This window comes from Streptomyces sp. NPDC007929 (genome assembly GCF_042959065.1).
Taxonomy (GTDB): domain Bacteria; phylum Actinomycetota; class Actinomycetes; order Streptomycetales; family Streptomycetaceae; genus Streptomyces.
The window spans coordinates 182,422-205,525 of the sequence record NZ_JBIBKD010000007.1 but is presented as its reverse complement, the minus strand read 5'-3'; the positions used below and the strand labels follow the sequence as shown (position 1 = coordinate 205,525).

Sequence of the window (23,104 nt, the reverse complement as noted above, 5' to 3'; positions counted from 1 at the left end):
GTGGTGAGCAGGCGTTCCGCCCTGCTGATGGGCGGTACGGGAGGCGTCGCCATGGCCGGTGGCGGCGCGTGGCTGGGCAAGGTGGTGGCGCAGCCCGCCGCCGCCCCGGCCGCCGCGGGCGGCATCGGAGGCCTCACCACGCCTCCCCTCTACGCCCCGTCCGGCCGCCGCCCCAAGTACCGCCGGGCCACGTGGTCCCAGCAGTTCCAGTCCGGCCACGGCTGGACGCCCGGTGGCGCGGGCACCACGTCGTCCCAGGCCAACGACACCTCGCAGTTCGCGCGCGGCACCCAGTCGGTCCGGGTGACCACCAACGGCAGCGGCAAGCAGTCCTACGTCCGCAAGACCGGCATGACCGCGATGAGCATGACCGGCAAGATGATCCGGCTGGTCTTCCGCGTCGACGACGTGACGAACCTGGCCAAGATGGTGTTCTACCTGGGCAGCGGCTCCCTGGCGAACCACTTCGCCTGGACGTTCCACGCCCACTCCAAGACGGCGGCCAACTACGTCCAGTCCGGCGAGTGGGTGACGGTCCACCTCCAGTGGGCGGACGTCAGCGCCGCGGCCGGCAGCTACTCCATCGGCGCCGACGGCAAGCCCTCCACGAAGACCGGCTTCACCGACATGTCGTTCGCGGTGTACGACAACGCGGGCGGCCCGGTGACCTACCGGCTGCAGGCGGTCGAGCTGATACCGGACACCGTCTCGGTCTTCCCCAAGGGCGTCGTCTCCATCACCTTCGACGACTCCCACAAGTCGATCCACGACCTGGCCCGGCCGGTCATGGACCGCTTCGGCTTCCCCGGCACGATCTACAACATCGCCGACGCCATCGGCACGGGCAGCTTCCTGACGCTGAACCAGATGCGGTCGATGCAGGACTTCTCCGGCTGGGAGATGGGCGGCCACTCGTACGCGAACGCCGTCCACACGGCCAGCTACCCCAAGCTGACCGCCGAGCAGGCAGACGACGACTTCCGCAAGCTGCGCGAGTGGATGGTGTCCAACGGCTTCACCAGCGAGCACTTCGCCTATCCGCACGGCGCGTTCCAGAAGACCTCCGACGGCGTCCCGGTCGACCAGATCGCCAGCCGGCACTTCACCACCGCCCGGTCGATCATCTCCGAGACGATCGAGTCCTTCGCACCGGCGATGCCGTACCGCCTCAAGGCGCTGACGGGCATCAACGACGGCACCGGGATCGGCGGTACGGCCCTGTCGAAGCTGACGGGCGCGGGGGGCAAGCTCGACCGGTGCGTGAACAGCGGGGACTGGCTGATCCTCTGTCTGCACAAGGTCACCGACGGCGCCCCCACCACGAGCACCGAGATCGGCAAGGCGGGCCTGGAAACGCTGATGAAGGCGATCGACGACCGGGACATCCCGGTGCTGACGGTCGAGGAGGCCATGGCCTCCTACACCTGAGGCCCGGGCGTCCGGCCCCGGACGCACAAGAGAGGGGCGGCCCCCCGGCCGCCCCTCTCTTCGTTCTCTTCGCTCTCTTCGGTTTTCCTACGGCTCTACCAGCCGCCCTGCCCGTAGCCGCCCTGGCCATGTCCCTGGCCCTGCTGCCACGACGGGTCCTGGGGCGGGTAGCCGCCCTGCCCGTAGCCCTGGCCCGGGTACTGCTGCCGGTACGGGTCCTGGTGACCGGCCGGGGCCGGCGCTCCCCAGCTCACGCGCTGCTGCGGGACGCCCGCGTGGTGCTCCTCGTCGTAGCCGGGGATCGGCTGCGGCTGGGAGGGGATGCCGCCCTCCGGGCGGGGCCGGGTGCGCAGCGCCACGCCCTCCAGGCGCATCAACTGGAGCGTCTCGGTGACCTTCTTGTCGGAGTACGGGTCCTCTTCCTCGAAGATCTCCGTCACATCGCTCTCGTGGTCCCCGGCCACGGACACCTCGACGCCGCCCTGGCGGGTGCCCCAACTGCCCTTGTGGAGGGTGAACAGGGCGTAGAAACGCAGCGGGGTCAGCAGCGTCAGCTGGATCACGCCGTAGATCGGCGCGAGCAGGAACATGCCGAAGCGCTTGATGAAGCCCATCCCGCGGCGCGGGAAGTCGAGGTAGCGCACATTGCGCAGATAGCCCATCAGCACCATGAAGACCAGGTAGTCGCCGATGTGGTTGACGAACTGCTGGGGCTTCATGATGGGCAGGATGACCATCGAGTAGAACATCGCCGAGCCGAAGACCAGCCACAGGGCGAGTTCCATGCAGGTCAGCCAGAAAGCCGGCCGGTACTTCTTCTGGTGCCGGAACGCCCAGAGCGACTCACGGAAGAAGGACTTGTTCCAGCGCACCTGCTGGCGCAGGAAGTGCGGCAGCTTCTCGGGGACGGCCGTGTAACCCACGGCGGTCTCCTGGAAGACGACCTGGCCCTCCATCAGGCAGTAGTTGGTCATACGGCGGTCGTCGCCGAAGACGGCCGGCTTGCCCAGGAACTGCTGGTTGAGGAAGTCCGGCAGGTACTTGCGCACCAGCGTGCCGCGGTACGCCGACAGCGCGCCGCAGCAGCACAGCACCGACTTCAGCCGCGAGTAGGCGGCCCGCTCGAACAGGAACGAGTTTCCGTAACGCAGGTCCTGGAGGCGGGTGAAGATGTTGCTGTCGTGGTTGAGGGCCAGCACCATGCCGGTGGAGGCCATGATCTTCTCGTCGGCCAGCGGCAGCAGCAGCTCGCGCACGGTGTCCCGGGACAGCACGGTGTCCGAGTCGACGCACAGGAAGATGTCGGAGTACGGGGCGGCCTCGAAGCCCAGCGCCAGTGCCTCCCGCTTGCCCTTGTTCTCGGGCTGGACGCTGACGGTGTACTTGACGCCCTTGGCCTCGAACTCCCGGCGCATCTTCTTCGCGGCCCTGATGCCGGAGTCGTTGGCGCTGGCGTCGTCGATGATGTGGATCTCGTTCGGCAGTCGGCTCTGCGCGAGGAGGCTGCGCATGCCCTGCTCGAACATCACCGGGTCCTCGTTGTAGATCGGGATGACCGCGGTGACCCAGGCGTTCTCCAGGTACTCCAGCTCCTCCCGCCCGGCCTTCGCCGGACGGTAGAAGAGGGCGCCGAACATCTTCAGCGCGAGCAGGCCCATGGCACCCATGGAGTACAGGTGCAGGGAACCGGCGTCGAGCCGGGTGGCGATCAGCGCGGCAAGGCCCAGGAAGACGAAGTACGAGACCTTCAGGTGCCGCCGCTTGCGGTGGGCCCGACGCCCACCGGAGTCGACGGCCCCGGGTATGTACGTATCTTCGGAAGTCACAGCTTGACCACCCGCGGGTGGTCGGCGGACTTGCCCCGGGTGTCGAAGAGCGCCCGGGCGCGGTCGGCCAGCTCGCCGAGGTCGATCTCGCGGTGCGGCTGGAGCAGGATCGTCAGGTCCGCGGTCTCGGCGGCGGCGAGGTAGTCCCCGGCCCGCTCCACGGGCTCCCCGGCGACCCGCCAGTCCTCCACCCGCGGGTCGAAGTAGACGAGCTCGGCACCGCGCGCCAGGAGGTTCTCCGCGACGGCCAGGGCCGGGCTCTCGCGCTGGTCGGAGATGTCCGGCTTGTAGGTCACGCCGAGCAGCAGGACCCGGGAGCCGCGCACGGCCTTGCCCTGGTCGTTGAGCAGGTCGGCGGCCCGGTTCACCACGTGCACGGGCATACGCTGGTTGATCTCCTGCGCCAGCTCCACGAACCGGAACGGGATGCCCAGCGAACGCACCTTGTACGACAGGTAGTTGGGGTCGATCGGGATGCAGTGGCCGCCGACGCCGGGGCCGGGGTAGAACGGCGCGAACCCGAACGGCTTCGTGGAGGCGCACCGGATGGCGTCCCACAGATCGACGCCGATCTCGCGGCAGAACATCGACATCTCGTTGACGAGCGCGATGTTGACGTGCCGGTAGGTGTTCTCCAGCAGCTTGGCCATCTCGGCCTCGCGGGTGCCCTTGGCCTCGACGACCCGGTTCACGAAGCGCTCGTAGAGGGCGCGGGCGGCCTTGGTGCAGTCGGCCGTGATGCCGCCGACGACCTTCGGGGTGTTCTCCAGGCCGTAGGAGGGGTTGCCCGGGTCGATGCGCTCGGGCGAGAAGGCGAGGTGGAAGTCGACGCCGACGCGCAGGCCCCCGGCCTCCAGACGCGGCCGGACCACCTCGTCGGTCGTGCCCGGGTACGTCGTGGACTCCAGGACCACGAGGGTGCCGGGAGCGAGGTGGGCGGCGATGTCCTCCACGGCGGCGTGCACCGCGCCGAGGTCCGGGGCGCCGTGCTCGGTGAGCGGCGTCGGAACACACACCACGACCGCGGCGGCACCGGCGATCACATCGGCCCGGTCGACGGCCTCGAAGCCCTGCTCCCGCATGGCGCGCACCTCGGCGTCGGAGATGTCGTCGACATGCGAACGGCCGGCGTTCAGCCCCTCGACCACCCGACGGCTGCGGTCGAGACCGACCACCTTCAGCCCCGCGGCCGCCGCGGACCTGGCCAGCGGCAGTCCCACGTAACCGAGTCCGACCACCACAAGATCCACCGTGGAGGATCTGCTCACGAATTCATCCCCAACCCCGTTGCCACGGCGTCGGCCAGACGCAGTAGCAACCGGCCCCCCGAGCAAAATCGAACAAGTCCGAGGAGGCTAACAAGACCTTCACTTTTTGACCATGTTCACCCTAGGTGCGCCTTGTCACGCACACATCTGTACAACCCTTGACACATTTCATGTGTCTGGTGCGTCAAGAGCCTCAAGGTGAAGTGATCAGTTCCGCTTCTTGAACGCGGTCAGATCTCCCGCCAGGCCTCCAGCGCGAGCCCCGGCTCGTCCTTGCGGCGGGTCAGCAGCACGGTGCCGGTGGAGGGCGAGAGGGAGGCGGCGACGACCTCGTCGTGCTCGTCCAGCGCCACCGACACCATGGCGTCGGCGGGCAGCGCGGGCCCCGACTCGGTCCACCAGGCACCGGCCGACTCCTGCTCGGTCGGATAGGCGGCGAAGGCGACCCGGCCGCTCGCCGACCGCTGCGCGAGCACGGTGCAGTCGTGCCCCTCGATGACACACCGCACGGCGGAGACCGGCCCCGGCCCGGCCGACGCCAGCAGGGTCACCGGCTTCTCACCAGCGCGCCAGGCACACAGGTCCCCGGACAGGTTCGTGAAGAACAGGGTGGTGTGCTCGGCGGAGGTGGCGAGCGCGCGCAGGGTCCCGGGGCGGACGGGCGCGTCGACGCCCTCGGCCCGCACCGGCTTCTTCCCGTCCGACTCCTGCCGCCAGCGCAGGATCCCGCCGGGCACACTGGCGTACAGCTCCACCAGCCCGGACTGAGCCGCCACGGCGGTCAGCTCTCCCTCGACGTCATGCCCTCCGAGGTCCAGCCAGCCGCCCCAGCCGCCCTTGACCTTCTGGTTGCGCAGGCTCACCCCGCCGCCCTTGTTCCGGACGAAGACGTAGCCGCGTCCCACGCCGTCGACGGCGACCGCCGGCGGGCCCGTCCGGTCGCCCGACTGGTCCGGGTGCCCGATGGGGATCCAGTCCAGGGCCGCGAGCCCGGGGCGGAAGTGCGTGGAGTGCACGAGCCCCGACTCCCCCGGCTTGGTGGGGCGCCAGGCCGCCAGGTGCGCGTACCCGTCGGTGCCCTGGCCGACCGCCGCGCCCGGGTGCAGCTTCTGGCTGCCGCCGACGGTGCGCGGAGTGTCCTCCCAGGGGCCGGCGGGGCCACGTTCGGCACGGCACAGGACGGCGTCGCCGGAGGGCAGGTACACGGTGAGGCGGCCGTCGCGGCCGCGGATGAGCCAGTCGCCGTTCACGTGTTCACTTTATGCGGCCGACCGCGCCCGGCGCGCCCGCCCACCCCTGCCTCGCGTCCATCTCCCGTGCGACCCTGGCCACATGAACGCCACCGTGCCTGTCCTGGTCGTCGTCGACGCCGCGAACGTCGTCGGGTCGGTGCCCGACGGGTGGTGGCGGGACCGGCGGGGCGCGGCGGAGCGGTTGCGCGACCGGCTGGCGGCGCAGGGGGTGCCGGCCGTTCCCGGCCCGGTGGAGATCGTCCTGGTCGTGGAAGGGGCGGCGCGTGGGGTGGAGTCCGTGCCGGGGGTACGGGTGTCGTCGGCGCCGGGCAGTGGGGACGACCACATCGTCGAGGTGGTGTCCTCGGCCGGTGACCGCCCCGTGCTGGTGATCACGGCGGACCGGGAACTGCGGGGGCGGGTCGGTTCACTGGGGGCGGACGTGGCAGGACCACGAACCGTACGTCCGTAGGGTGCCCGGGGTTGGTGCCGGGGCCGGGTGGGTCCTTGGGGTTGCCCGGCGTTGGTGCTCAGGCCGGGGGTGGGTCCGCAGCCCGGCGGAGCGGGGTGCCGCTGCGCCCACCCGTGCCGCCCCTAGCGGCACGCATGCCCGCAGCGGGGGCGGCCCGCATGCCCGCAGCTAGCGCGCCACGCTGCCCGCAGCGGGGGCGGCCCGCAGCCGCCGTCGTACGTAAGGGGTCGTGTCGGGGGGTGTCCGCCCGCAGCGGTTGGCGCGTCAACGGACAATCAGTCGGTGTCCGAGCCCATCGCGCCGTTCCGAGGACGGACACCCCCCGGCGCGGCCCCGACCCCCACCCGGCGTCACGCGCCCGGCGTCACGCGAAGCGAACCCGCACCCTCCCCCTACGCGGTCGGTTGTTCTTCACCCTCCTCACGGCGGGCGAGGCGACTGTGGGAGCGGCCGTACAGGAAGTAGACCAGGAAGCCCGCCGCCATCCAGATCGCGAAGCGGACCCACGTCTCGGCGGGCAGGTTGATCATCAGCCACAGGGACGCGCACACCGACAGGATCGGAATGACCGGCACCCACGGCGTACGGAACGACCGCGGCAGGTCCGGGCGGCTCTTGCGCAGGATGATCACACCGACGGCGACGACCACGAACGCGAACAGCGTGCCGATGTTCACCAGCGCCGCCAGCTCCGTCAGCGGCGTGAACCCGGCGAGCACCGCGATGAGCACACCGAGCAGGATCGTCGGCCGGTGCGGCGTCTTGAACCGCGGGTGGACGCGCGAGAAGAACCGCGGCAGCAGCCCGTCCCGGCTCATCGCGAAGAACACCCGGGTCTGCCCGAGCAACAGGATCATGCACACCGTCGTCAGGCCGACCGCGGCGCCGAAGCTGATGAAGCCCGCGAACCACGGATGCCCGGTCGCCTTGAAGGCATCGGCCAGCGGCGCGTCGACGGACAGTTGGCTGTAGTGCTGCATGCCGGTGACGACGATCGACACGAGCACGTACAGCGTGGTGCAGATGATGAGGGAGCCGATGATGCCGCGCGGCATGTCCCGCTGCGGGTTCTTCGTCTCCTCGGCGGCCGTGGCCACGACGTCGAAACCGATGAAGGCGAAGAACACCACCGAGGCGGCGGTGAAGATGCCCATCACGCCGAAGTTCGACGGCGCCCAGCCGAACATCAACTGGATCAGTGGGGAGTCGAGGCTCGACCCGGCCTCCACCGGCTTCTCCTTCGGGATGAACGGGTCGTAGTTCTTGCCCTCGATGAGGAACGCGCCCGCGACGATCACCACGAGGACGACCGTCACCTTGATGGCGACGACGAGCGACGTGATCCGAGCGGACAGCTTCATGCCGACCACGAGGATGGCCGTGAGGACCAGGACCAGCGCGGCGGCGAGGATGTCGAAGCCGAAGGTGTCGGCGCCCTCCCTGCTGCCCAGCCCCGCGGGCATCGTCCAGCCCGCGTTCTCCATGAGCGACTGGATGTAGCCGGACCAGCCGACGGCCACCACCGCCGTCCCCAGCGCGAACTCCAGGACCAGGTCCCAGCCGATGATCCAGGCGGGAAGCTCCCCGAGCGAGGCGTACGAGAACGTGTAGGCGGACCCGGCGACCGGAACCGTGGAGGCGAACTCGGCGTAACAGAGCGCGGCCAGCGCACAGGCGACGCCGGCCGCCACGAACGCCAGGGCCGTCGCGGGCCCGGCGTTGTCCTTGGCGACTGTGCCGGTGAGAACGAAGATGCCGGTACCGATGATCACACCGACGCCGAAGACGGTCAGATCCAGCGCGGACAAGGACTTCTTGAGCGCGTGCTCTGGTTCCTCGGTGTCGAGGATGGACTGCTCGACCTTCTTCGTCCGGAAGAGGGTACTGCTCACGGGGTACCTCCCACGCTTGTCGTCCTCGACATGATCGAGAGGTGGCACCATCCGTATGCCCCGGCACGGACGCATTCACGCCAATGGGCCGGTTACACCACCCTCACGGTGGGGAAACCGGCCCATCTCGAACCCGTTCGGCCGCGCCGACCGCGTCAGCCGACCGCGTCAGCCGACGGCGTCAGTCCCGCGCGCTCTCCACCGACTCCACCGACTCCACCGCATCGGCGGCACCGTGCTCGAAGCGTCCGTCGAGCTTGGCGACCAGCCCGGTCACCTGCCGGGCGATGTCCGGTGCGGTGAGACCGATCTCGGCCAGGACCTCGGCGCGCGAGGCGTGGTCGAGGAAGCGCGGCGGGATGCCGAAGTCGCGCAGCGGCACATCGACGCCCGCGTCCCGCAGCGCCTGCGCGATCGCCGAGCCCACACCACCGACCCGGCTGTTGTCCTCCACCGTGACGACCACGCGGTGCCGCTCGGCGAGCGGGGCCATGGCCTCGTCGACCGGCTTGACCCAGCGCGGGTCGACGACGGTCGTGGAGATGCCCTGCTTGTCGAGCAGGCCGGCGATCTCCAGGCACATCGGCGCGAGGGCGCCGACGGAGACCAGCAGGACGTCCGGCCGGTCGGTGCCGGGCTCGCGCAGGACGTCCATGCCGCCGACGCGCCGCACGGCGGGCACGGCGGGGCCGACGGCGCCCTTGGAGTAGCGGACCACGGTCGGCGCGTCGTCGACGGCGACGGCCTCGCGCAGCTGGGCGCGGACCTGGTCGGCGTCGCGCGGTGCGGCCAGCCGCAGTCCGGGCACGACCTGAAGGATCGACATGTCCCACATGCCGTTGTGGGAGGCGCCGTCGGTGCCGGTGACCCCGGCCCGGTCGAGCACGAAGGTGACGCCGCACTTGTGCAGGGCCACGTCCATCAGCACCTGGTCGAAGGCGCGGTTGAGGAAGGTGGCGTAGACGGCGAACACCGGGTGCACGCCGCCCGTCGCGAGGCCCGCCGCCGACACCGCGGCGTGCTGCTCGGCGATGCCCACGTCGTAGACCCGCTCGGGGAAGCGCTTGGCGAACTTGTCCAGGCCCAACGGCTGCAGCATGGCGGCCGTGATGGCGACGATGTCCTCGCGCTCCTCGCCGAGCTTGACCATCTCCTCGCCGAAGACGGACGTCCAGTCGGCGCCGGAGCTGGCGATCGGCAGGCCCGTGTCGGGGTGGATCTTGCCGACGGCGTGGAAGCGGTCCGCCTCGTCCTGGAGGGCGGGCTGGTAGCCACGGCCCTTCTCGGTGAGGCAGTGCACGATGACCGGCCCGCCGAACCGCTTGGCCTTGGCGAGCGCCGACTCCAGCGCCTCCAGGTCGTGCCCGTCGATCGGGCCGACGTACTTCAGGCCGAGGTCCTCGAACATGCCCTGCGGGGCGATGAAGTCCTTCAGGCCCTTCTTGGCGCCGTGCAGGGTGTCGTAGAGCGCCTGGCCGACGACGGGGGTGCGCTCCAGGACCTCCTTGGTGCGGGCGAGGAAGCGCTCGTAGCCGTCGGTGGTGCGCAGGGTCGCCAGGTGGTTGGCGAGGCCGCCGATCGTCGGCGCGTAGGAGCGCTCGTTGTCGTTGACGACGATGACGAGCGGGCGGTCCTTGGCATCGGCGATGTTGTTCAGCGCCTCCCAGGCCATACCGCCGGTCAGCGCGCCGTCACCGATCACGGCGACGACATGGTCGTCGCGCTCGAGGATCTGGTTGGCCTTGGCGATGCCGTCGGCCCAGCCGAGGACGGTCGAGGCGTGCGAGTTCTCGATGACGTCGTGCTCGGACTCTCCTTGCGAGGGGTAGCCGGACAGGCCGCCCTTCATCTTCAGCTTCGAGAAGTCCTGACGGCCGGTGAGCAGCTTGTGGACGTAGGACTGGTGGCCGGTGTCCCAGAGCACCTTGTCCCGGGGCGAGTCGAAGACCCGGTGCAGGGCGATGGTGAGCTCCACCACGCCGAGGTTGGGGCCGAGGTGACCGCCGGTCTTGGAGACCGCGTCGACAAGGAAGGTCCGGATCTCCTCCGCAAGCTGGTTCAGCTCCTCCAGGTTGAGCCGGTCCAGATCGCGCGGTCCCCTGATACGGGTCAGCAGCGGCACCCGTGCCTCCTTGCAGTAGAGCTGTTGCCGGGCTTGTCGAGTCTAATGTTCCGCCTTTGCGGGCGGTGCCGTGGCCTTGCGTCGTACGTCACGCGTTCGGCTGTACCCATCTTGTGCCACTCCTACGACACAGTTGTGCCCGGTACCTGGGAGGTACCGGGCACAACGGGGGTCTCGGGCGTTACGCGCGCCCGGCCGTCTTCTGCGTCTTGCGGGTGACGGCGTCGATGACGACCGTGGCCAACAGCACACCACCGGTGATCATGTACTGCACCGGGGAGGCGATGCCCTCCAGGGCGAGGCCGTACTGGATGGACACGATCACCAGCACACCGAGCAGGGCGTTCCAGGTGCGTCCGCGACCGCCGAACAGCGACGTGCCGCCGATCACCGCAGCGGCGATCGCGTTCATCAGCAGGTCACCGCCGCCGGCGCCCTGGTTGGCCGCGGCGATCTTGGAGGCGATGAACAGGCCGCCCGCGGCGGCGAAGGTGCCGGAGATCGCGAACACCGAGATCCGGACCATCTCCACGTTGATACCGGCTCGGCGGGACGCCTCGACGCTGCCGCCGAGCGCGAACACCTTCCGGCCGTACGAGGTGCGGCGCAGCACGAAGTCCGTGACCAGCAGCACCACCATGAAGATCACCACGGCGAGCGGCAGGCCCTTGTACTGGTTGAAGACGATCGCGACGGCGAACGCCAGGACCGCCAGCAGCGCCGTGCGCACGATGGTCTCGCTCAGCGGCCTCGACGGCACACCCGCGGCCTCGCGGCGCCGGTTCTCGAGGAAGGAGCTGAGGAAGAACCCGGCGGTGACCACCGCGGCCAGCGCGTACGCGGCGGCCACATCGGAGAAGTAGTAGCTGGTCAGCTGGGCCACGACCCCGTCCGGGTCGAGGTTGATCGTGCCGTTGTCGCCGAGGATCTGGAGCATGAGGCCGTTCCAGAACAGCAGACCGGCCAGGGTGACGGCGAACGCGGGGACGCCGACCTTCGCGAAGAAGAAGCCGTGCAGCGCACCGGCGACGGTGCCGGTGATGATGGCCAGCACGAAGGCGAGCCACTCGTTCATGCCGTTGGTGACGTTCAGCACCGCGAACGACGCACCCGCCACACCGGACACCGAGCCGACCGACAGGTCGATCTCGCCGAGCAGCAGCACGAACACGATGCCGACGGCGATCATGCCGGTGCCGACCATGGCGACGGACATGTCGGACAGGTTGCCCGCGGTGAGGAAGTTGGAGTTGAGGCTCGTGAAGATGATCCAGATGATCGCCAGGCCGATGACGACCGGGATGGAGCCCAGGTCACCGGACTTCATCTTCCGCCGGTATTCGGTGACGTAGCCCTTGAGGCCCTGCTCGCGCACCAGCAGCCGGGGGTCGACGACCGTGACGGCGGCCTTGGCCGCCTCGGGGTTCTCCACGACGTGGTCGTCCGGAGCCGCGGAGGTCTTGTCGATGCTCACTTGGAACCCTCCCCGTTCGTGCGCGCCGCACGGCGGGTCACGGCGTTGTCGGTGGCGCCGGTGATGGCGGAGATGATCTCTTCCTGCGAGGTCGACTTGACCTCGAAGACGCCGTTGTTGCGCCCGAGGCGCAGTACGGCGACCTTGTCCGCGACGGCCTTCACATCGGCCATGTTGTGGCTGATGAGGATCACGGCGTGGCCGCGCTCGCGCAGCCGCTCGACCAGGTCGAGGACCTGCGCGGTCTGCTCGACGCCGAGGGCGGCGGTGGGCTCGTCGAGGATGACCAGCTTGGGCTCGCCGAGCATGGACCGGGCGATGGCCACGGTCTGGCGCTGACCGCCGGAGAGCGAGGCGATCGGGATGCGCACGCTGGGGATGCGGATCGACAGCGTGTCGAGCAGCTCGCGGGAGCGGCGCTCCATCTCCACCTCGTCCAGGACGCCGCGCTTGCGGATCTCCCGGCCCAGGTAGAGGTTGCCGACGACGTCGATGTTGTCGCAGAGCGCGAGGTCCTGGTAGACGGTCGCGATGCCGAGGTTCTGGGCGTCGTGCGGCTTGTTGATCTGGACGGACCTGCCGTCCCATTCGATGACGCCCTCATCGATGGGGTGCACGCCGGCGATCGTCTTGACCAGCGTGGACTTTCCGGCTCCGTTGTCGCCGACCAGGGCGACCACCTCACCGGCGTGGACCTCAAGCTCTACGTCGGTGAGCGCCTGAACGGCACCGAACCGCTTGGAGACCCCGCGCAACGCCAGCACGGGCGTAGCGGACACGTGAACCATCTCCTTCGCCGCCTGACCCGGCGGGAGGTTGTGCAGAAGTGGGAGGGGTGATCCGTCCGGCGCCCCGCGGAGCTTGCGGGGCTGATGTGGCGGGGCGCCGGCGGAACTCGGGGGCAACCCGTCCCCCGCACGGGTCACGGGAGTCCGGCTCGGACTCCCGTGCTCCGCGAGGGACTTGGGGTTGCTTACTTGAGACCGATCTTGTCGCAGGCGGCCTTGTACTTGGCCGTGCAGATCTCGCTCACGGTGTAGATGCCGTCCTTGAGGACGGTGTCCTTGATGTTGTCCTTGGTCAGCGAGACGACGGGGACCAGGACGGAGGGGATGGCCTTGGTGGTCGGGCTGTCGACCTTGTCCTTGGCGATCGAGTCGAGCGACTTGCCCTGGGCGAGGGCGACGGCCATCTCGGCCGCGACGTCCGCCTCCTGCGGGTAGGGCTTGTAGACGCTCATGTACTGCTCACCGGTGACGATGCGCTGCACACCGGCGAGTTCGGCGTCCTGGCCGGTGACCGGGATGTCGGCGATGCCGGCGGCCTTCAGGGCGGTGATGATGCCGCCCGCCATGCCGTCGTTGGCGGAGTAGACGCCGACGATCTTGTCCTTGCCGAGGGCGGAGATGGCGCCCTCCATGTTGGCGTTGGCGTTCTCCGGCTTCCACTCCTTGGTGTCGTACTCGCGGCCGATCTTCACCTTGCCGTCGAGCACGTCGTGCGCGCCCTTCTTGAACTGGGCGGCGTTCGGGTCCGTGGAGGACCCGTTCATCATGACGATCTCGCCGTCCTTGGCCTTGTCGCCGAGGGCCTTCAGCAGGGCCTCGCCCTGGGTCTTGCCGACGGTGACGTTGTCGAAGGACGTGTAGGCGTCGATCGGGCCCTCGGCCAGGCGGTCGTAGGCGACGACGGGGATGCCCGCGTCCTTGGCCTTCTTCACCGAGCCGGCGATGGCCTTGGAGTCCACGGCGTCCACGATCAGGGCGTCGACCTTGTTCGACACCATGGTGTCGACCTGCTGGTTCTGCTTGGCGGCGTCCTGGTTGGCGTTGGCGTAGACGACCTCGCCCTTGCCGTTGGTGAGTTCCTTGACCTTCTTCTCGATGAGCACCCGGTCGAACTTCTCGTAACGAGCGGTCGCGTTCTCCGGAAGGAGGAGGCCGACCTTGATGTCGTCGCCCTTCTTGGCGGACCCGGTGGAGTCGGCGTTGTCACCCGACTCCTTGGCGCTGCCACAGGCAGCAAGCGAAACGGCCATCGCACCAGCGGCAATAGCAACAGCGGCGCGACGCATACGCGTGTTCACTTCAGAAACCTCCCTGACGAGGCCGCGACATTGCGGCCGAGGTGGCTGGAAGTCAACTCGGCCACACGTGCGACGTCAAGAAGTAAATCCTTAACGAGATGGCAACGGTGCCATCCGTTCTCTAAGTGAAGGCAGGAGCCACTGCCTGCGGCGCGCCGGGGGCAGTCCCGTCCAAAAGGGTCGAATCACCCATCTCGCTGAGGGCGAGGGCGAGCGCTCCGAGCACCTCCGCACGGCCGCCGAGGGCACCGGGGAGAACGGACAACTGGCGCGCCGCACTGGGGATGGCGTAGCGGCCGACAGACTCCCGGATCGGCCCGAGGACCAGCTCACCGGCCTCGGCGAGATCACCGCCGAGGACCACGCGGCTCGGGTTCAGCAGATTGCAGAGGTTGGCCACTCCGCTGCCGATGTGGCGGCCGACGTCGGCGATCACCCGACGGCAGCCCGGATCTCCGTCCCGGGCGAGCCGTACGACGCCCTCCATGGTCAGATCGGTGCCGTGACTGGACTGGAGGAGCGGGAGCACGTAGCGCGCGGCCGTGAAGGTCTCCAGGCAGCCGCGGTTTCCGCATCGGCAGACCGGGCCGGATTCGTCGAGTGTAATATGCCCGATTTCTCCGGCGGTGCCGCCGGGGCCCCGGTAGATCTTTCCGCTGATCACCAAGCCGGCGCCGACGCCGCTGGCGACCTTGATGTAGGCCAGGTCGCGGACGCCCCGGCCGCTGCCCCAGACCATCTCGCCGAGGGCGCCGAGGTTGGCGTCGTTGTCCACGTGCACGGGGACGCCGAGGCGGTCGCGCAGCTCTTCGGCGGGCTTGGTGCCGGTCCAGCCGGGGAGGATCGCCGTCGAGCCGAGGGTGCCGGACTCGACGTCGATGGGGCCGGGGACGCCGAGGCCGACGCCGGCGATCTTGGAGCGGTCGACGCCGGTGGCTTCGATCAGGCGGGTGACCAGCTGTTCCGCGCGGTCGAAGCCCTGGGTGGACGAGGCGTCCACGTCCAGGGGCTCGGACTCTTCGGCGAGGACCTGGTGGGCGAGGTTGCCGATGGCGACGCGGAGGTGGGTGTGGCCGAAGTCGACGCCGATGACGATGCCGGCGTCGCCGCTCAGCGACACGCTGCGGGCGCGGCGGCCGCCGGCGGAGGTCGGCGTGACCTCGACGGTGCCGCCCTCCTTCAACTCCCGGACGATGTTGGAGACCGTCGCCGCGGACAGGCCTGTCGTCCGCGCGATCTCGGCCTGGGTGAGGGAGCCCGCCAGGCGTACGGCTCGTACGACACGCTCCAGGTTGGCTCGGTGCAGCGATGACTGCGACCCCGGAGTCTCCACGACGACCTCCTGCGCGCGGGGCCGCTTCGATGAGGCCCCGTCTATGTCCAACTAGTGAACTCTAAGCTGAGCCGTTCGGGTTGCCTCCCGTCAAGAGGTTGAACTGATTCCGAGGGGTATGCGGGTGGTTGCGCAGTGCTACGTGGGGGTTCGCGCCCTTGCGTGACGCCGGGTGGGGGTCGGGGCCGCGCCGGGGGGTGTCCGTCCTCGGAACGGCGCGATGGGCTTGGATACCGACTCACTCCCCGTTGACGCGCCAACCGCTGCGGGCGGACACCCCCCGACACGACCCCTTGCGACGTACCTAGCTGCGGGCATGCGTGCCGCTGAGGGCGGCACGGGTGGGCGCAGCGGCACCCCGCTACGCCGGGCTGCGGACCCACCCGGCCCCAGCACCGACGCCGAGTCGTGAATACCGGCAGCAGTACAGCTCGGCGTGCTACTTCAGCGCGCCCGCCGTCAGCCCCTGCACCACCTGCCGCTGGAAGATGATGTACGCCGCCAGCACCGGCAGCATCGCCATGACGAGGCCCGCGAAGAGACCCGACCAGTCGCCCTTGTAGCCCTGGCTGACGGCGAGCTGGACCAGGCCCTGGGTGAGGACCCGCTTGTCGGGGTCGGTGTTGAGGACCGTGGGGAGCATGTACTGGTTCCACTGGCCCAGGAAGTTGAAGATGCCCACGCTGATCAGCCCCGGCTTGGCCATGGGCAGCATGATCTGGAAGAACGTGCGGCTGTGGGACGCCCCGTCCACGAAGGCCGCTTCGGCGATCGACGTGGGCAGGGTGCGGAAGAACGCCGTGAGGAAGAACACCGTGAACGGCAGCGAGTAGGCGATGTAGACCAGGATCAGCCCGTGGATGGTGTTCAGCAGGCCCATGTTGTTCACGACGTAGAACAACGGGACCAGGGCGAGCATGATCGGGAAGCTCATGCCGCCGATGAACAGGAAATAGATGAAACGGTTTCCGGGGAAGTCGAAGCGGGCCAGGACGTAGGCCGCCATGGATCCCAGGACCAGGGTTCCGATGAGCGAACCACCGACGACCAGGACCGTGTTGAGGAAGTAGTCGCTCATGTTGGCCTGGGTCCACGCCCGTGACCAGTTGTCGAAGTGCAGGGAGTCCGGGAGCGACCAGGGGGAGCTGAAGATGGAGCGGTCGTCCTTGAAGGACGTCATGACCGCCCAGAGCAGCGGCAGGACCACCATGAACGCCCAGATGACCAGGACGCCGTGGGAGAAGACGTTGAGGACGGTGCCCTCTTTCTTCTCCTTGGGGGGCGCGGGTGGCCGGATGTCCGTCTTGGTGATCGGCGCTCCGGACTCGGCCGGCAGTGGCGCGGGGGTTTCGGTCGTCTTCATCGGTCAGTACTCCAGCCGCTCGCGACGGCCCAGCCGCATCACCACGGCGGCGAAGGCCAGCGTGACGACGAGCAGGGCGACACCGATGGTGGTGGCGTAGGCGGCCTGCCCGTCACGGAACGCCTTCTGGTACACGTACAGGACCATGACGGTGGTCGAGTAGTCGGGACCGCCCGGGCCGGTCGTCATGATCTGCACGACCGCGAACGACTCGGCGCCCAGGGCGAGGATGCCCATGTAGATCCAGCCGGACTGCACCGTGTCCCAGAGCAGGGGCAGGGTGACCCGGAAGAACGTGGTGACGCGGTTCGCGCCGTCCAGCAGCGCGGCCTCGTACATCTCCGCCGGGATGGAGGCCATGCCGGCGGAGAAGAGGACCACGAAGAAGCCGACCGTGGACCAGACGAGGACCCCCATCACCGCCCAGAGGGCCAGATCGGGGTCACCCAGCCAGAGGGGCTGGACGTCGTCCAGGCCGATGCCGCGCAGAAGCGAGTTGATCGCGCCGCTGTCCGGGTTGTACGCGAACGCGAACAACAGCGCGACGATGGCGATCGAGAGGACCTGCGGGAAGAAGTAGACGATTTTGTAGAAACCGGAGCCACGGACACCGGTGATGACGGGTCCGTTTCTGCGTTTTCTGCCGCCGACGTTGATCATGAAGGCGAAGAACAGCGCGAGGCCGATCGTCACCACCGGCAGCAGGAGGGCGAACAGCAGGCTGTGCTGCAACGATTTCCAGAAGATGTCGTCGTCGAGCATCCGGCTGTAGTTGTCGAAACCGACCATCTTGAATTCGGGACTCAGGCCGGTCCAGTCCGTGAACGAGTAGTAGATGGACTGGATGAACGGCCAGATCACGAAGAGCGCGTACAGTCCCAGGGGCAGCGCTAGGAAGCCCACGATGAACCGGTACTTGCCGTGCTGCATCGCCACTCCGGTGCCGTTGCGGAAATTGGGTTTCCGGTTGCTGTTACTGGTGTTTGTAGTGCTTGATGGAGTCGTCCTTGGCCGCCTCGTCGGCGAAACCCTGGATCTTCTTGATGGCCTCGGCCGGGGTGAGGCGGCCGGCCATCATCTCGCCCAGACCGGACACGCCGATCTTCTCCTTCTGCAACTGCACGTACCAGTCCTGCAGACGGGGATTCACCACGTTCTCGCCCGCCTTGTCCAGCGCCGCGACACCGGATGTGAGGCCGGGGGTGAGGGAGATGCCGTCGGTGCCGCCGTTGTACGCGGTCAGCGATTTCACCTTGCCGGTGAAGTTCTTGGACGACGCCTCACTGAGCATGATGCGCAGCTGTTCCATGCCGCCGGCCGCGTTCTTCGCCTTCGCCGGGACGATGAACGGCTCGCCGCCGGAGGCCCAGATGGTGCCGAAGGGCATCTTGTCGGAGGAGTCGAGGCCGGTGGGCGCGGAAACGGCCAGATCGAAGTCGTCGGGGATGACATTGGCCGACTCGTTCTCCACCCAGGAGCCGTTCGGGATGAACAGCGCCTTGCCCTCGGCCCAGGCGGTCTGCGACTGGATGTGGTCCAGACCCGGGGTGCCCTTGAGGACGTACCCCTTCTTGAACAGCTCGTAGTACGCCTCGAAGCAGGCCTTGACGGCCGGGTGCTTCCAGGCGTTCGGCTCCAGGTTGTCGATCGCGTCGAGGACCTCGCGGCCACCGACCTTGCCGATCATCGGGTAGAGCGAGAAGGGGATGTAGTACGGGTATTTGCCCGCGTATGTCCAGCCCGCCATGCCCTTCTTCTTGGCCTTCGCGCAGACCGCGAGCATCTGGTCCCAGGTCTCCGGGTACTGCTCGTCGAGCGACTCCAGGGCCTTCCGCGAGTACCAGACGCCGTACACCGTGTAGGCGTAGTACAGGATCCAGACCTTCTCGCCGTCGAACTGGCCCATCTCCACGATGCCGGGGCGCAGCGTGTCGCGGACCTTCTTGTTCGGGTCGTCGTAGGAGGGCGCGTCGAGCAGCGGGGTGAGGTCGGTGAGCTGGTCCTTGCCGACCAGGACGCCCATGTCCATCTGCTCGGCGCCGGAGTTGTCGATGAGGTCCGGCGGGGTGCCCTGGTTGAAGCGGGGCTGGAGCGTGGACTGGATCTTCTGGGTGGCGGAGAACTTCACCGCAGCCTTGGGGAAGTTCTTCTCGTAGATCTTCACGGCGTCCTCGGCGTACTCCTTGCCGAAACCGCCGTCGAACAGGACGAATTCCATGCCGGCCGTGTCGTTGACGGCGAGCGGGTTCTTCGCGGTCTTCTTGCCGGCCTTGGCCTTGTCGCCACTGTCGTCGCCGCCGCTGCTGGCGCACGCGGACAGGAAGCTCATCGTGGGGACGGAGATCAGCCCGAGCGCGGCAGACCTTTTGATCAGATCACGGCGGCCGACGCCTTCGGTGCCGTGGTTCTCGGCGGAAGTGGATCCCATGCTCAAGTCCTCGCCTTCTCCAGGACTCAGGCGGTGAACGGGATCCTTCCCGGCACCGCGATCGGGTCAAGCTGGGTCGTGCAGGAAAGTGCGGGTGGTGACGTGCGGATCGTGTGAATCGCCCGACAGGTATAGTCCACTTCCCGCCAGCGGATCAAGATCGAACACAAGGTTGGCCGTGGGTCTTATCCGAGTTGAGACCTCGCGGAAGTATGAGCGGCCTGTGGGTGCTCCGCCGGAAATATCCCCGTCGACGCGCCCGAATGCCACAGGCAACACCCTTGACACTCCCGGCCACTTGGGCAACTACTGGTCCTTGCGCATCGAAGGTGACAACGTTGTCCACTGCGCAGGGAGGGTACCCGTTGATGCAGCGGAAAGCTCGGCACAGATGGGGTTCGGCGGTCGTGTCGGCGACCGCCTTCGCTTTGGCCCTGAGTTCACAGGGCGTTGCGGTCGCACGGCCCGTAGCCCCTGAGAGCCCCGACCGGGAGTTCGCGTCCTCGTTCGAGGCGGACGACCCGCTTCCGGACTGGCTGAACACCGTGGACACCACCCCGGGCGGCGGCAAACGGGCCTCGGGAGTCGACGGCGGCTACAGCAGCGGCATACCGGGCAACGTGACCGACCAGGTCACCGATGTCCGGGCCAGCGGCGAGAACACGGGCGGCGGCGAGGTGAAGGAGAACCTCGTCGACGGCGAGCCGAGCACCAAGTGGCTCGTCTTCGCATCCACCGGCTGGGCCGAGTTCGACCTGGACAAACCGGTCCAACTCCAGCGTTACGCGCTGACCTCGGCCAATGATCACGCCGAACGCGACCCGAAGGACTGGGCCCTGAAGGGCTCCACCGACGGTAAGGAGTGGAAGACCCTCGACACGCGCTCCGGCGAATCGTTTTCCGAGCGTTTCCAGACGAAGACGTACGACCTCGCCGAACCCGGCGAGTACCGGCACTTCCGGCTGGACGTCACCGGTAACAACGGCGGCGACATCCTCCAGCTCGCCGATCTCCAGTTGTCCACGGGCGGCGCCGACGGACCCGTCCCGCAGGACATGCTCTCGCTCGTCGACCGGGGCCCCAGCGGCTCCCCCACCGCGAAGGCGGGCGCCGGGTTCACCGGAAAGCGCGCCCTGCGCTACGCCGGGCGGCACACCACCGAGGGCCGGGCGTACTCGTACAACAAGGTCTTCGACGTGAACGTGGCCGTCGGCCGGAACACGCGGCTGGCCTACCGGATCTTCCCGTCCATGGCGGACGGTGACCTCGACTACGACGCGACGAACGTCTCCGTCGACCTCGCCTTCACCGACGGCACCCACCTGAGCGACCTGCGCGCCACCGACCAGCACGGCTTTCCGCTGACCCCGCAGGGGCAGGGCGCGGCGAAGATCCTCTACGTCAACCAGTGGAACAACGTGGCCTCGCGGATCGGCTCGGTCGCGGCCGGAAAGACCGTGGACCGGATCCTGGTGGCCTACGACTCCCCCAAGGGCCCCGCGAAGTTCCGGGGCTGGCTGGACGACGTGCGCATCGAGTCCGTCGCCCCCGAGCGGCCGAAGGCACATCTGTCGGACTACGCGGTGACGACTCGCGGGACGAACTCCAGCGGCGGCTTCTCACGCGGCAACAACTTCCCGGCGACGGCGGTGCCGCATGGCTTCAACTTCTGGACGCCGGTGACCAACGCGGGCTCGCTGAGCTGGCTGTACGACTACGCACGTGCGAACAACGCGGACAACCTGCCGACGATCCAGGCGTTCAGCGCGAGTCATGAGCCCAGCCCGTGGATGGGCGACCGGCAGACCTTCCAGGTGATGCCGTCCGTCGCCTCCGGAACTCCGGATCTGGGCCGGGAGGCGCGGGAACTGGCCTTCCGGCACGAGAACGAGACCGCGCGGCCGTACTACTACGGCGTGCGGTTCGAGAACGGGCTGAAGGCCGAGATGGCGCCGACGGACCACGCGGCGGCGCTGCGCTTCACCTACCCCGGCGACGACGCGAGTGTCCTCTTCGACAACGTGACCGACCAGGCGGGTCTGACGCTGGACAAGGAGAACGGGGTCGTAACCGGTTACTCGGACGTGAAGTCCGGGCTGTCGACGGGCGCGACCCGGCTGTTCGTCTACGGCGCCTTCGACAAGCCGGTGAGCGAGGGCTCGTCGGCCGGGGTGAAGGGCTACCTCCGTTTCAAGGCCGACGACCGGACCGTCACCCTGCGCCTGGCGACCTCGCTCATCAGCGTCGACCAGGCAAAGGACAACCTGCGCCAGGAGATCCCCGAAGGGAAGTCCTTCGAGGCCGTCAAGAAGGGCGCACAGCGGCAGTGGGACCGGCTGCTCGGCAAGGTCGAGGTCGAGGGCGCCACCCCCGACCAGCTGACGACGCTGTACTCCAGTCTGTACCGGCTGTACCTGTACCCGAACTCCGGCTTCGAGAAGGTCGACGGGAGGCACAAGTACGCCTCGCCCTTCTCCCCCATGCCGAACCCGGACACCCCCACGCACACCGGCGCGAAGATCGTCGACGGCAAGGTGTACGTGAACAACGGTTTCTGGGACACCTACCGGACCACTTGGCCGGCGTACTCGTTCCTGACGCCGTCCCGGGCGGGTGAGCTGGTCGACGGCTTCGTGCAGCAGTACAAGGACGGCGGCTGGACCTCGCGCTGGTCCTCTCCCGGCTACGCGGACCTCATGACGGGCACCTCCTCGGACGTGGCGTTCGCGGACGCGTACGTCAAGGGCGTCGACTTCGACGCGAAGGCGGCCTACGAGGCGGCGGTGAAGAACGCCACGGTCGTACCGCCGAGCTCGGGCGTCGGCCGCAAGGGCATGGCCACCTCTCCCTTCCTCGGCTACACCAGCACCGAGACCCACGAGGGCCTGTCCTGGGCGCTGGAGGGCTACCTGAACGATTACGGCATCTCCCGCATGGGGCGAAAGCTCTACGAGGAGACCGGCGAGCGGCGCTACAAGGAGGAGTCGGAGTACTTCCTGAACCGCGCCCGGGACTATGTAAACCTTTTCGACACGAAGGCCGGGTTCTTCCAGGGCCGTAACGCCAAGGGCGACTGGCGGGTGGAGTCCTCCAGGTACGACCCGCGCGTGTGGGGCCACGACTACACCGAGACCAACGGCTACGGGTACGCCTTCACCGCCCCCCAGGACAGCCGGGGCCTGGCGAACCTCTACGGCGGCCGCAAGGGCCTCGCCGACAAGCTCGACACATACTTCTCCACCCCGGAGACCGCCTCGCCCGAGTTCGTCGGCTCGTACGGCGGCGTCATCCACGAGATGACCGAGGCGCGCGACGTCCGGATGGGCATGTACGGGCACTCCAACCAGGTCGCCCACCACGCCATCTACATGTACGACGCGGCCGGGCAGCCCTGGAAGGCGCAGAAGAACGTCCGCGAGGTGCTGTCCCGGCTGTACACGGGCAGCGAGATCGGGCAGGGCTACCACGGTGACGAGGACAACGGCGAGCAGTCGGCCTGGTTCCTGTTCTCCTCGCTCGGCTTCTACCCGCTGGTGATGGGCAGCGGCGAGTACGCCATCGGTTCGCCCCTGTTCACCAAGGCGACCGTGCATCTGGAGAACGGCCGCGAGCTGGTGGTGAAGGCGCCCCGCAACAGCACGAGGAACGTCTACGTCCAGGGACTGAAGGTCAACGGCCGGACTTGGACGAAGACCTCACTGCCGCACGCGCTGATCGCCAAGGGCGGCGTCCTGGAGTTCGCCATGGGCCCACGGCCGTCGTCCTGGGGCACCGGCGAGCACGCGGCGCCCGTGTCGATCACCCGGGACGACGAGGTGCCGACGCCCCGTGCCGACGTGCTGGGGGGTGACGGCGCGCTGTTCGACGACACCTCCGCCACGGACGCCGCGGTGACGTCCGTGGACCTGCCGGTCCGAGAAGGCGTGAAAGCGGTTCAGTACACGCTTACCTCGTCGGCGGACCGGGCGAAGGCACCGGCCGCATGGACGCTCCAGGGCTCCTTGGACGGCACCACCTGGCGGACGCTGGACCGGCGCTCCGGGGAGTCCTTCGCCTGGGACCGGCAGACCCGCGCGTTCTCCGTGAGGTCCCCGGGTACGTACGAGAAGTACCGCCTGGTACTCGACCGCGAGGCCACCCTGGCGGAGGTCGAACTGCTTTCCTGAGCAACCGAGTTGGG

15 protein-coding genes are annotated in these 23,104 nt (G+C 68.4%); 3 read left to right on the top strand and 12 right to left on the bottom strand.

Annotated features, from left to right (window positions below):
- Positions 1 to 3 precede the first annotated feature (3 nt).
- A complete protein-coding gene (locus tag ACFZDE_RS24360; protein WP_391202938.1) occupies positions 4 to 1,428 on the top strand; it encodes a polysaccharide deacetylase family protein in 1,425 nt (474 codons plus the stop codon).
- 95 nt (positions 1,429 to 1,523) lie between these two features.
- Here the strand turns inward: ACFZDE_RS24360 and ACFZDE_RS24355 are convergent, their stop codons facing one another.
- The 3 genes from ACFZDE_RS24355 to ACFZDE_RS24345 all read right to left on the bottom strand — a co-directional run bounded on the left by ACFZDE_RS24355 (position 1,524) and on the right by ACFZDE_RS24345 (position 5,772).
- Positions 1,524 to 3,254, bottom strand: a complete 1,731-nt coding sequence (locus tag ACFZDE_RS24355; protein ID WP_390994173.1) for a glycosyltransferase — start codon at positions 3,252 to 3,254, stop codon at positions 1,524 to 1,526.
- On the bottom strand, positions 3,251 to 4,522 hold the full coding sequence (locus tag ACFZDE_RS24350) for a nucleotide sugar dehydrogenase (protein ID WP_391202935.1): 1,272 nt from the start codon (positions 4,520 to 4,522) through the stop codon (positions 3,251 to 3,253). The genes ACFZDE_RS24355 and ACFZDE_RS24350 overlap by 4 nt, the downstream gene beginning before the upstream one ends.
- A gap of 230 nt (positions 4,523 to 4,752) precedes the next feature.
- Positions 4,753 to 5,772, bottom strand: coding sequence for a hypothetical protein (locus ACFZDE_RS24345; protein WP_391202933.1), 1,020 nt, complete (start codon positions 5,770 to 5,772; stop codon positions 4,753 to 4,755).
- Positions 5,773 to 5,854: 82 nt separating this feature from the next.
- On the opposite strand from ACFZDE_RS24345, the gene ACFZDE_RS24340 reads away from it, so the two are divergent.
- Positions 5,855 to 6,226 (top strand): NTP pyrophosphohydrolase, encoded by a 372-nt coding sequence (locus ACFZDE_RS24340; RefSeq protein WP_391202930.1) that lies wholly within the window; start codon positions 5,855 to 5,857, stop codon positions 6,224 to 6,226.
- A gap of 392 nt (positions 6,227 to 6,618) precedes the next feature.
- On the opposite strand, the gene ACFZDE_RS24335 is transcribed toward ACFZDE_RS24340, so the two are convergent.
- From ACFZDE_RS24335 to ngcE, 9 genes are all read right to left on the bottom strand, one after another.
- Positions 6,619 to 8,118: an amino acid permease gene (locus ACFZDE_RS24335; RefSeq protein ID WP_391202927.1), complete on the bottom strand. Its 1,500-nt coding sequence runs from the start codon at positions 8,116 to 8,118 to the stop codon at positions 6,619 to 6,621.
- 181 nt (positions 8,119 to 8,299) lie between these two features.
- Complete coding sequence (dxs, locus tag ACFZDE_RS24330) at positions 8,300 to 10,240, bottom strand: 1-deoxy-D-xylulose-5-phosphate synthase (RefSeq protein WP_391202924.1); 1,941 nt, start codon at positions 10,238 to 10,240, stop codon at positions 8,300 to 8,302.
- 181 nt (positions 10,241 to 10,421) lie between these two features.
- Complete coding sequence (locus tag ACFZDE_RS24325) at positions 10,422 to 11,714, bottom strand: sugar ABC transporter permease (protein ID WP_390994179.1); 1,293 nt, start codon at positions 11,712 to 11,714, stop codon at positions 10,422 to 10,424.
- A complete protein-coding gene (locus ACFZDE_RS24320) occupies positions 11,711 to 12,502 on the bottom strand; it encodes an ATP-binding cassette domain-containing protein (RefSeq protein WP_030244550.1) in 792 nt (263 codons plus the stop codon). Before ACFZDE_RS24320 ends, ACFZDE_RS24325 begins: the two co-directional genes overlap by 4 nt.
- Before the next feature lie 185 nt (positions 12,503 to 12,687).
- On the bottom strand, positions 12,688 to 13,788 hold the full coding sequence (locus ACFZDE_RS24315) for a substrate-binding domain-containing protein (RefSeq protein ID WP_391203681.1): 1,101 nt from the start codon (positions 13,786 to 13,788) through the stop codon (positions 12,688 to 12,690).
- A 133-nt stretch (positions 13,789 to 13,921) separates the two neighbouring features.
- Entirely contained in the window at positions 13,922 to 15,133 is a 1,212-nt protein-coding gene (locus ACFZDE_RS24310; RefSeq protein WP_390994180.1) for an ROK family protein, read from the bottom strand.
- Between the two features lie 439 nt (positions 15,134 to 15,572).
- Complete coding sequence (locus tag ACFZDE_RS24305; protein ID WP_391202921.1) at positions 15,573 to 16,496, bottom strand: ABC transporter permease subunit; 924 nt, start codon at positions 16,494 to 16,496, stop codon at positions 15,573 to 15,575.
- Between the two features lie 3 nt (positions 16,497 to 16,499).
- Positions 16,500 to 17,426 (bottom strand): ABC transporter permease subunit, encoded by a 927-nt coding sequence (locus tag ACFZDE_RS24300; protein ID WP_391202918.1) that lies wholly within the window; start codon positions 17,424 to 17,426, stop codon positions 16,500 to 16,502.
- A 43-nt stretch (positions 17,427 to 17,469) separates the two neighbouring features.
- Positions 17,470 to 18,924 (bottom strand): N-acetylglucosamine/diacetylchitobiose ABC transporter substrate-binding protein, encoded by a 1,455-nt coding sequence (gene ngcE / locus ACFZDE_RS24295; RefSeq protein WP_390994183.1) that lies wholly within the window; start codon positions 18,922 to 18,924, stop codon positions 17,470 to 17,472.
- A gap of 368 nt (positions 18,925 to 19,292) precedes the next feature.
- Between ngcE and ACFZDE_RS24290 the strand changes: the two genes are divergently transcribed.
- Positions 19,293 to 23,090 (top strand): GH92 family glycosyl hydrolase, encoded by a 3,798-nt coding sequence (locus ACFZDE_RS24290; protein ID WP_391202914.1) that lies wholly within the window; start codon positions 19,293 to 19,295, stop codon positions 23,088 to 23,090.
- The last annotated feature ends 14 nt before the right edge of the window (positions 23,091 to 23,104 follow it).

Excerpts from the sequence above, each read along its gene's own strand:
- ACFZDE_RS24320 (WP_030244550.1), bottom strand. The coding sequence starts at position 12,502 with ATGGTTCACGTGTCCGCTACGCCCGTGCTGGCGTTGCGCGGGGTCTCC.
- ACFZDE_RS24315 (WP_391203681.1), bottom strand. The coding sequence starts at position 13,788 with ATGCGTCGCGCCGCTGTTGCTATTGCCGCTGGTGCGATGGCCGTTTCG.
- ACFZDE_RS24305 (WP_391202921.1), bottom strand. The coding sequence starts at position 16,496 with ATGAAGACGACCGAAACCCCCGCGCCACTGCCGGCCGAGTCCGGAGCG.
- ngcE (WP_390994183.1), bottom strand. The coding sequence starts at position 18,924 with ATGGGATCCACTTCCGCCGAGAACCACGGCACCGAAGGCGTCGGCCGC.
- ACFZDE_RS24340 (WP_391202930.1), top strand. The coding sequence starts at position 5,855 with ATGAACGCCACCGTGCCTGTCCTGGTCGTCGTCGACGCCGCGAACGTC.
- ACFZDE_RS24290 (WP_391202914.1), top strand. The coding sequence starts at position 19,293 with ATGCAGCGGAAAGCTCGGCACAGATGGGGTTCGGCGGTCGTGTCGGCG.
- ACFZDE_RS24300 (WP_391202918.1), bottom strand. The coding sequence starts at position 17,426 with ATGCAGCACGGCAAGTACCGGTTCATCGTGGGCTTCCTAGCGCTGCCC.